Origin of the sequence: Gottfriedia sp. NPDC056225, from assembly GCF_042267765.1 — a bacterium.
GTDB lineage: Bacteria > Bacillota > Bacilli > Bacillales > Bacillaceae_G > Gottfriedia.
Genome location: NZ_JBHJTJ010000085.1, coordinates 1 through 8,900 on the forward strand (window position 1 = coordinate 1; position 8,900 = coordinate 8,900).

General features: G+C 31.3%; 12 protein-coding genes. 8 read left to right on the forward strand and 4 right to left on the reverse strand.

Translation table 11 applies throughout. The features are described from left to right. Positions 1-361 (forward strand): hypothetical protein (locus tag ACFCYN_RS24225; RefSeq protein ID WP_375952480.1); only part of this gene is annotated, 361 nt, incomplete at its 5' end. Between the two features lie 77 nt (positions 362-438). Here ACFCYN_RS24225 and pssA read toward each other — a convergent pair. Beyond that, positions 439-930, reverse strand: a complete 492-nt coding sequence (gene pssA, locus ACFCYN_RS24230) for a CDP-diacylglycerol--serine O-phosphatidyltransferase (protein WP_172444477.1) — start codon at positions 928-930, stop codon at positions 439-441. 681 nt (positions 931-1,611) lie between these two features. Here pssA and ACFCYN_RS24235 point away from each other — a divergent pair. From ACFCYN_RS24235 to ACFCYN_RS24255, 5 genes are all read left to right on the forward strand, one after another. Then, the gene (locus ACFCYN_RS24235) at positions 1,612-1,941 is read left to right on the forward strand and encodes a hypothetical protein (protein ID WP_375952483.1); all 330 of its coding nucleotides are present in this window, start codon (positions 1,612-1,614) and stop codon (positions 1,939-1,941) included. Positions 1,942-2,117: 176 nt separating this feature from the next. Beyond that, entirely contained in the window at positions 2,118-2,285 is a 168-nt protein-coding gene (locus ACFCYN_RS24240) for a hypothetical protein (protein WP_172444478.1), read from the forward strand. Positions 2,286-2,400: 115 nt separating this feature from the next. Next, positions 2,401-2,700, forward strand: coding sequence for a hypothetical protein (locus ACFCYN_RS24245; RefSeq protein ID WP_172444479.1), 300 nt, complete (start codon positions 2,401-2,403; stop codon positions 2,698-2,700). 61 nt (positions 2,701-2,761) lie between these two features. Further along, on the forward strand, positions 2,762-2,950 hold the full coding sequence (locus tag ACFCYN_RS24250; protein ID WP_375952485.1) for a DUF6440 family protein: 189 nt from the start codon (positions 2,762-2,764) through the stop codon (positions 2,948-2,950). 57 nt (positions 2,951-3,007) lie between these two features. After that, the gene (locus tag ACFCYN_RS24255) at positions 3,008-3,430 is read left to right on the forward strand and encodes a GNAT family N-acetyltransferase (protein WP_375952488.1); all 423 of its coding nucleotides are present in this window, start codon (positions 3,008-3,010) and stop codon (positions 3,428-3,430) included. Between the two features lie 96 nt (positions 3,431-3,526). Here ACFCYN_RS24255 and ACFCYN_RS24260 read toward each other — a convergent pair whose 3' ends face one another. After that, complete coding sequence (locus tag ACFCYN_RS24260) at positions 3,527-4,108, reverse strand: TetR/AcrR family transcriptional regulator C-terminal domain-containing protein (protein ID WP_375952491.1); 582 nt, start codon at positions 4,106-4,108, stop codon at positions 3,527-3,529. 199 nt (positions 4,109-4,307) lie between these two features. Here ACFCYN_RS24260 and ACFCYN_RS24265 point away from each other — a divergent pair, with 199 nt between their 5' ends. After that, positions 4,308-4,967, forward strand: a complete 660-nt coding sequence (locus tag ACFCYN_RS24265; protein WP_375952492.1) for a class I SAM-dependent methyltransferase — start codon at positions 4,308-4,310, stop codon at positions 4,965-4,967. 82 nt (positions 4,968-5,049) lie between these two features. On the opposite strand, the gene ACFCYN_RS24270 is transcribed toward ACFCYN_RS24265, so the two are convergent. Together ACFCYN_RS24270 and ACFCYN_RS24275 are read right to left on the reverse strand one after the other, a co-directional pair. After that, positions 5,050-5,829, reverse strand: coding sequence for a nitroreductase family protein (locus ACFCYN_RS24270; protein WP_375952495.1), 780 nt, complete (start codon positions 5,827-5,829; stop codon positions 5,050-5,052). A gap of 266 nt (positions 5,830-6,095) precedes the next feature. Beyond that, positions 6,096-7,643: a bifunctional GNAT family N-acetyltransferase/carbon-nitrogen hydrolase family protein gene (locus ACFCYN_RS24275; protein ID WP_172444485.1), complete on the reverse strand. Its 1,548-nt coding sequence runs from the start codon at positions 7,641-7,643 to the stop codon at positions 6,096-6,098. Between the two features lie 482 nt (positions 7,644-8,125). Here ACFCYN_RS24275 and ACFCYN_RS24280 point away from each other — a divergent pair, with 482 nt between their 5' ends. Continuing rightward, entirely contained in the window at positions 8,126-8,647 is a 522-nt protein-coding gene (locus ACFCYN_RS24280; protein WP_172444486.1) for a transcription elongation factor GreAB, read from the forward strand. Positions 8,648-8,900: the final 253 nt, after the last annotated feature.

Genomic DNA, 8,900 nt, shown 5'->3' on the forward strand with positions numbered 1-8,900 from the left:
AGGGGATGGAGAAATGAAATTTGAGATGCTTAAAGCGAATATGTTAGCAGAAGATATAAATGATTTTATTAAATTAGTACATAAAAGTTATGAAAATAGTAAATATACATCGACCAATAATAAAGATAAAATATTTCAAATAAAACTATTAATTGAAGAATTTAGGTTTAAAGTATTAGCAGACGAACTAATCAGAATTAATCGATTTGACTGGGATGGAAAATATACATATTTATTAATTGATAATTTTATAAAAGGAATAAGCATTATAGATGAATATATTAATCATAATTATAATGAACTTTATATTTTTACAGCTAAACTTTACACTTTAAAAAACGCAATCAGTTCATTTAGTTAAAAAATGGAACAATTATTTATATAAAAATTAAAAATGCTATTTCCTCTACAAAGGTAATAGCATTTTTATTGTGATTATTATAGTTTTTTAAACCTGATTGGACTAACCATTAAGAAAGCGAGAATTAAAGTAATCCATGCATTACTATATAAAAACATTCCCATTCCTGCTAAAGGTAATCCAGCGGCTGGAATAGGTAAACCTTTAAAATACCCTATAGTTGGTTTGGCACTAAATTTTGCTAATCTTAAGGCCCCCATCGTTGGAAAAAGTATAAACGCAAGAGAGGTTAAAATTGATGGGGCTGAAATGGAATGAAACAAAAGAGCAGGGGCAACTCCGAAACTCACAATATCAGCTAAAGAATCCAATTCTACCCCAAATTCACTATTCACTTTTAGTTTTCTTGCGACTCTACCGTCCAAAAGATCAAAAATAGCAGCAATGAAAATAAAAATAGAAGATATAACAATCAAACCACTCATATTAAACGTAATAGAGAGAACACCACATAATAAGTTTCCGATTGTAAGTAAGTTGGGTATAGATTTTACGACTAGACTAAGCAAAGTATCCCCCCTAAAACCTTTAAAACCTTTCAATAGTATTTTCTATCTATTTATACTTTATTCCTTAGGAGGAATTTAACATTTTTATTAGTAAAATAAATATAAGAAATTTTGAAAGTTTGAGCTTAAAAATATCGGGTTTTATCCCTTATACTTTTTTCTAAATAATAATAAGGACGAAAAAATGCGCCCTTAAAAATTTTAATCAATTTTGTATTAATTCCATTAAAAACACCAATTTCCTCTAACGGCCTAGGACGACCAACGATAATGATTTATGGTATTCATTCATGTTTTGAATGAATGAACGATCAATTTTTAAAAAGCGATTTCCATTTCACTTAATGGGTTAAACTTCTAGTGACCAGTTCCAAGAACATCAATCGAAAATTAGTAAATCATTTAATAGGTGATAGTCAATAAAATTTAATAATAAGTAATGCATACTACTAGTGATATAGACGGTACGACAATTACTATTCTACTGTAACCCATGGGCTAAACTCCTTTGATGATATAAATTTTAGCCAGAATTTTCAATGGAACATCATTCCATCTATTTATAGAAATTGTTAAATTACATTAATAAGTGGAAAATAAGCATTATTTTAGAAAGGAAAAAATTATCAAATATTGAATATAATTTACAAAAGAATTTATAAAAGTAAGTGGAGGTATTACATGAGGGCATTATCAGCATCATTTGGTTTACTACTAGAAATGATTAGAATTATACTGATTTTCGGATTACTTGGTTCTATATTTTCATCGATTTTATCAAAAGTATATGTAGCTATTGGTGTGGATCTAACTAATTCTGGTTGGTGGAGTTCAATAGGTATCCTTGTTTTAATTTTTGTCTTATATCGAAACTACATACAATTTAGTGGATGGTACAATGGAAAAGGGAAGGAAAAATTACCTACTAAAGTTACAAGACTATTTGTTTCTTCCAGTGTAGTATTGATATTACTTCCTGGTTTAATTGAACTTGTACAAAGGATTATCTAAAATAAAAATAGTTGGTTTGTGTAATAAAGTGATCGACGTTTCGTCGATTTTTTTAATTCATAAACCGGATTTTGAGCTCATAAAGGAATCATAAGTACGTAAAAAGCGATAAGAAGGTAATAGAATACTCATAGAGTGTTCAGAAGTTAAGAAACAAATATTTTAGGAGGGAATGTATGACACTATTCGGCTATTTATTTTGGGGAATTATCATTGTTGCAATTGCATTTGCTTTCTTCATGCAAAAAAAGTTTGGAACAACAGCACCAGATAAATCGGATAGTCAAAAATTACATGAAGAAGTTATTAGACAGACACATAATAATGATCGTCCAAAATTTTAAAATTTATTTCTAAACAAAAATGTGTGGGTAATTCCACAAATATTTAAAAATTGGTTTAATATAAAAGTGTGGGGTAGTTCCTGTATTTTGCTGAGCTACCAAGAAAGGATAACAAATGAAAAAGATTGATGAATACTTCGAAACAGCAATGGAAGCATGGGATATGATGCAAAAAACAACAGATGATGAGGGAGCAGAATGGGCAGAAAGATTTGAACGCTACTTCTATGAATTTATCGATGAATTAAAAAATTGGTGGACGAATCTTGACCAAAAACCAAAGAGTATTGAGGAAGCTGAAGAGTTGCCAGAAATAAAAAAATGGATGGAGCAAATTCCAGCACCTGTACAAATAAATTTTCAAACTGAGTTAGAAGATATTATAGACGGTTTTGATACAGTACGTTTTGATTAATAATGATCGTCAAGGCTACTAAATCTTGGTCAAAATTTAAAAAATTAGGGAGGCAATCTACTTGTTTAGGAAAGATGATGAAAATAGATTTAATGTAGTTTATAAAGAAGGAAAATTGTCTGGCATTAAAATATTAGAAGATAGAGAAACAGGTGTTCATTACTTATTTAGTTGGGACGGCTATGCAGGAGGAATTACACCATTGTTAGATAAGGAGGGGAAACCAGTCATAAAATTAAGTAATGAATAGATCGCTTTAACAAATTTGCAAAAATTGTAATGTCTAGGTGAAGCGAGGTCAAATAGAATGACATTAGATTTGAAAATTAGGCAATATGTAACAATCCGACCATATAATGAAATTGACTTTACTCAAATACATAATTTAAATAGTAGCGAAGAATGGAATAATCTCGTTGAAAAACAAGAAGATACAAAGAAGGCTTGGGAAAATTCAAACGTTAAATTTGTCGCGTGTTTGAATGATCAAATCATTGGATATATTAGAGGTTTAACAGATGGAAATATAACATTATATGTTTCAGAACTATTAATCGACAAACAGTATAGAGGATTAGGGATTGGGAAAAAGTTATTAAAACATATACATGAACTATATCCTAAAACACGCATCGATCTGTTAGCATCAAGTTCATCTCAACAATACTACAAACCGATTAAATTTAGAGGGTTTTACGGATACAGAAAAACTGTTTTGGAGTGGGATTGAGATATTTTGAGGTTTAGTAATACATATAAGGTTTAAATTTCATAAATAACAAAAAAGTCACATCTAACTTCCAAAGTAAGATGTGACTTTTTTTACTTATTCTGTAAGTAAACCGGCAAATAGTACCCTTAATCCATATAGAAATTGTTCTTCGAAATCAAAACCAAAATGATACTGCTCACCTAAAAATGAAGTAAAAGCAGTAATTTCTTCAAATGAGAAAGTGAATTGCTTTGCACGATATTCATCTGCCACAAAGGATAGGACATAATTGTTAAAAAGATTGCCAGCAACTACACAGTTTTTATCAGAAACACCGTATTTACTTAAAGTTGATAAAGTGAATTTTACTGCATTTAATCTACTTGGTGTCATCGGCATTGACTGTGCAAAAACATCAACCGCATCTCTTGTGTTTAGTAATACTCTACGGACTTCTAAGGCGAGGGCAGTTAAAGCTTCTTTTGCATCATCAATTTCTACAGGTAGGACGATTTCATTATTAAGGTTCTCAGCAATTAAATCAATTAGAGCCTGTTTATCTTTAATATGCCAATATAAGGATGCAGCCTTAATGTCAAGTTCTTTTGCTAATGTGCGCATTGATAGATTACTTATTCCATCACGATTTAATATTTCAAGTGATGCGCTTACAATTGCTTCTTTAGTAATAGCCATAAAATCTCTCCAAAAAAATATAATAATATCCATTGACTCTAACGGTGTTAGATGATAATCTAACGTTGTTAGATAGCTAACGATGTTAGAGGTGTTTACAACCTTATTGTACAAGAAATGGAAACTACTTTAAAGTTGGAGTATTTATTTATACAAAAAAGTATGGTTATTTATATAAAAGAGATGGGTGGATCTTACTATGAAAAATATGCGAAAGAAAAAAGACGTTGGTATATATGGATTAACTGCAAAATGGTATGATAAAAATTCACGAAAAAGCCGAATGACTCAAATGCAAGAATATGCAAATGAAATTAAAACATTAGTCAAAGAAGAAGCAAAGATTTTAGAAATTGCACCTGGTCCAGGGTATTTATCAATTGAACTTGCGAAGATGGGCTTTGAAGTTACAGGTGTAGAAATAAGCCCTGATTTTGTTACGATTGAAAAAAATAACGCAAAAGAAGCAAATGTTTCAGTTGATTTTAAAGAAGGAAATGCATCAAATCTACCATGTGAAGAAAATACATTTGATTTTATAGTTTGCAGTGCTGCCTTTAAGAATTTTAAAGAGCCTGTAAAGGCAATTTCTGAGATGTATAGGGTATTAAAACCGGGCGGAACAGCTCTTATTATTGATATGAATTATAATTCAACGGCTGCTGATATAGAAAATGAAATGATTAAAACTGAAATGAAAGGCTTTGATAAGTATTTTGTAAAATATGCTTTCAAAACATTCTTGAAAAAAGGTGCTTATACAAAAGAAGATTTTGAAATTTTTATAAATGAAACGGAATTTAGTGACTATAAAATTAAGCAAGAAGATATTAGTTTATATGTTTATTTAACTAAATAATACGGATTTGAAAATATTTATATCGTAAAAAAGTAAAAAGGTCGAACTCCATCAATTGGAATTCGACCTTTTTAATAGAAACTTATTTGTTATTCATAAAATTTTGTTTCTCTAAGTAATTTAGAACTGTTTGAGAATATTCGTGATGAGATTCTTTCGTATATTTTGCAATCGTGTAAATTTGTGCAAGATTTTTTAATCCAAGTCGTTCTGTCATTTCTTTCAGTTTTGGAACGTCCATATAACGTTGCCATCCTTTTTCATTTCTTTCATTGTAAATTTCAAGAATTTCTTCATCCGAATAATCATTATATTGTTCATAATGAACAAGACCATGCCTTGGTAGACGGTCACGTAGGGCAGGATTTTCTTTTGGATAGCCTAATGAATAACCTACGATTGGTACAACATTTGGTGGTAAGTTAAGAATTTCTCCAATTTGATTACAATTTGCTAGCGTAGAGCCCATATAACAAAGCCCAAGCCCTGCATTTTCAGCTGCTAGAGCACAGTTTTGAGATGCCAAAGTAGCATCAATTGCCCCAATCATAAAGCTCATGAAATTGTCAAAATGAACTGGTGCATCATTAAGTGTAAGCCATTTTCTCATTCGATTAAAATCTACACAGAACGTTAAAAGGATTGGTGCATCAATAACCATTGACTGTTCCATATGTGCAGAATATAATTTCTTCCTAATTTCTTTGTCTTTCGTGACAATTATGGAATAAGATTGCATATTACCACTTGATGAAGCGCGAATACCTGCATCTAATATTTGATCTAATAGTTCTTGACTAACTTCCTTATCCTCATATTCTCGTATCGATCTGTGACCATGTAAAACATCGTTGAATTCCAAAATAATCACTCCTAATTTTAAAAGATAGTAGTAGAAATAAATATAATCAATAAATCTGTTTAGAAATTCTTAATACATAATTATTTCTGAATAATCTAATTATATAGTAAACATATCACAATTTGTCGAAATCGTATACTTTTTTGCGCTTTTATGAAGAAAAATATTTCCATGAAATAGAGTGAATTTTTAAATCCTATTTTTTCTTGAAGACAAACATAAAGAGCTCAGTCTAGAAATATAGACTGAGCTTCTTGTTTATTACTTCATTCTAATTTTAAGTTTTTGAACTCAATTCGATACAAGTCGCGTCGTCGATCGCGTAATTGTCGGACGGAACCTGTGTTACGAGAACGTCTTAATTTTTCAAGATCGACATCTCCAACAACGACAGTATCAACATTCGCATCACATTCACCAACAATTCCATCTCTTGCAAAACCAAAGTCTGAAGGGGAGAAGATACCGGATTGTGCGTATTGAATGTCCATGTTTTCAACGTGAGTTAAATTTCCTACCGTTCCTGCTATACAAGTATATACTTGGTTTTCAATCGCTCTTGCTTGAGCACAATAACGAACTCGGAGATACCCCTGGCGATCGTCTGTACAAAATGGTACGAAAATGATATTTGCTCCTTGATCTACGGCTATACGAGCAAGTTCAGGAAACTCAATATCATAACAAATTTGTATTGCGATTTTACCACAGTCCGTGTCAAATACATGTATTTCGTTTCCTTCTGAGATTCCCCACCATTTTCTTTCATTAGGAGTTGCATGTATCTTCAATTGCTTTTCAATCGTGCCATCTCTTCTAAATAGATACGCCACATTATAAATATTTCCATCTTCTTCAACGAAATGCGATCCCCCGACAATGTTGACATTGTATCGTACGGCAAGTTCTGTAAAAAGTTCGATGTATTGTTCAGTGTATGTAGCTAGTCTACGAACAGCTTGATCAGGCCGTTTTTCTTCAAGGAAAGACATTAATTGAGTTGTAAACAGTTCTGGGAAAACGGCAAAATCCGAACCGAAATCAGCGGCGACGTCAACATAATATTCAATTTGCTTCGTAAAATCAGAGAATGAATCGATTTTTTTCATCATGTATTGTATAGCACATATTCTAACTGGGAATGACGCACGATAAACACGCTTGGATTTAGGAAGATAGTCAATATTACTCCACTCCATCAAAGTAGCGAAGGAGTCCGATGCTTTATCATCTGGAAGATAACGTGTGTTAATACGTTTAATTGTAAAACCTTCCATTAATTGAAATGACAAAACAGGGTCATATATACTATGTTTCTCTACTGCAGCTACATACTCACGAGGTGACATTTCCTCTCTATGTTTATGATAATTTGGAATTCGGCCACCAATAATGATACTTTGAAGATTCAATTGTCGAGCTAGCTCTTTTCGTGCCTCGTAAAGACGATGACCTATTTTCATCCGGCGGTATTCCGGGTCAACCATCACTTCAATTCCATATAAATTAAACCCATTAGGGTCATGATTCGTAATATAACCATTATCTGTAATGACGTTCCATGTATGTTGATCATCATATTCATCAAAATCAACCATCAAGCTTGAACAGGAGCCGATAATTTTATCTTCATACTCAACACAAAACTGTCCTTCAGGAAAAATTCGAATATGACTTTCTAATTGCTCCCGCTTCCAACCCTCCATACCTGGAAAACAACGGCTTGATAATTTCATAATTTCAGCAATATCATCCATACGTATATTTCGCACTTCAATTTTCTTCTCGTATTTTGACATATCTGTTTCTGACATATTCTCACGTCCTATATTTAAATATCTTACTTAAAATGAACAATAAATTAAAAATACACTGTTAGGTTACCCATAATTTACCTTTTCAACATAGGAGAAATAGGAAGAAACGATTTATCAATAAAAATCAAAGTTATATCAACAAATTTCGGTATTTTATCAACAAAAATAATGACTATATCAATAAATTTCACAACTTTATCAACAAATGACATAGTTTGTTCGTATTACTGCTAATCTACCCATATCAAATTAAAAAAGAGCGGTCTCAATATTTATGAGACAGCCATTTCCTGGTATTAGGATCATCAATTTACATGAAAAGTAAAAATCAACAACTTTAATAACAGGGCATTTATAAAATAGACGTAATTTTCCCAAGTCACAGGAGTGGATACTCAATGTATAATAAGTTTGTGGGAGATGCTGGTAGTTTCTACATAAAAACTAACCAAATAAATACATAAAAGGGGTCTATTTTAATGAAAAAGTTTTTTCCTGTTTTACTGCTAATCTTAGTCATGTTTACTGGTTGTAATTCTGAAACCGTTTACTCATCTGTTTATGATGGTAAAAAATTAATTATTGGTGTTATAGGTAATTTTCCAAAAGTAAGAGAAGGGAATGTGAAATTCAAAAAAATAAGTTTAAAAAAAATAGAGGAAGACAAAAAACTTTCGTCAGAATTTGATGCCGTTTTTATTATGAAGGAACATCTCTCCGAAGCTTCCAACAGTAAATATGCAAATATTTACAAACATTCCGATATTCCGTTTTTCTTTATTGAATCAAAAAAATCATACATAGCATTTGTAGATGAACAATTTACCTACGAAGATGCGCCTAATTTAAGAAACCCACCATATTCAATAGGTTACCCATTTGGGAAAGGGAAAAATCAATATTGTGCAAATGATATTGACAAAGTAAACAAAAATGCAATTGACGATGTTTACTCTCGAATATTTACATCTATTGATTCTGGTAAATGCTTTAACGATTAATAAATGCAATTTGAGTGTTTGTGAAAAATTATCATGCACTAACTGGCTATGCTGATTACCTGAAAGAAAAAGGAATTAACAATCACCTGATGAAATATAATGAACTCTTATATAACGAATGAGTTCGTTACATAAAAAACTCTAAAGGCTGCCTATACTGGTCTTAACCCTGTCAAGTAGACACACATAAAAAAGACTTTCTAAGCAGCCGTTGTTAACCTGTATTTTACAGGGGAACAACGGTTTAATCGTT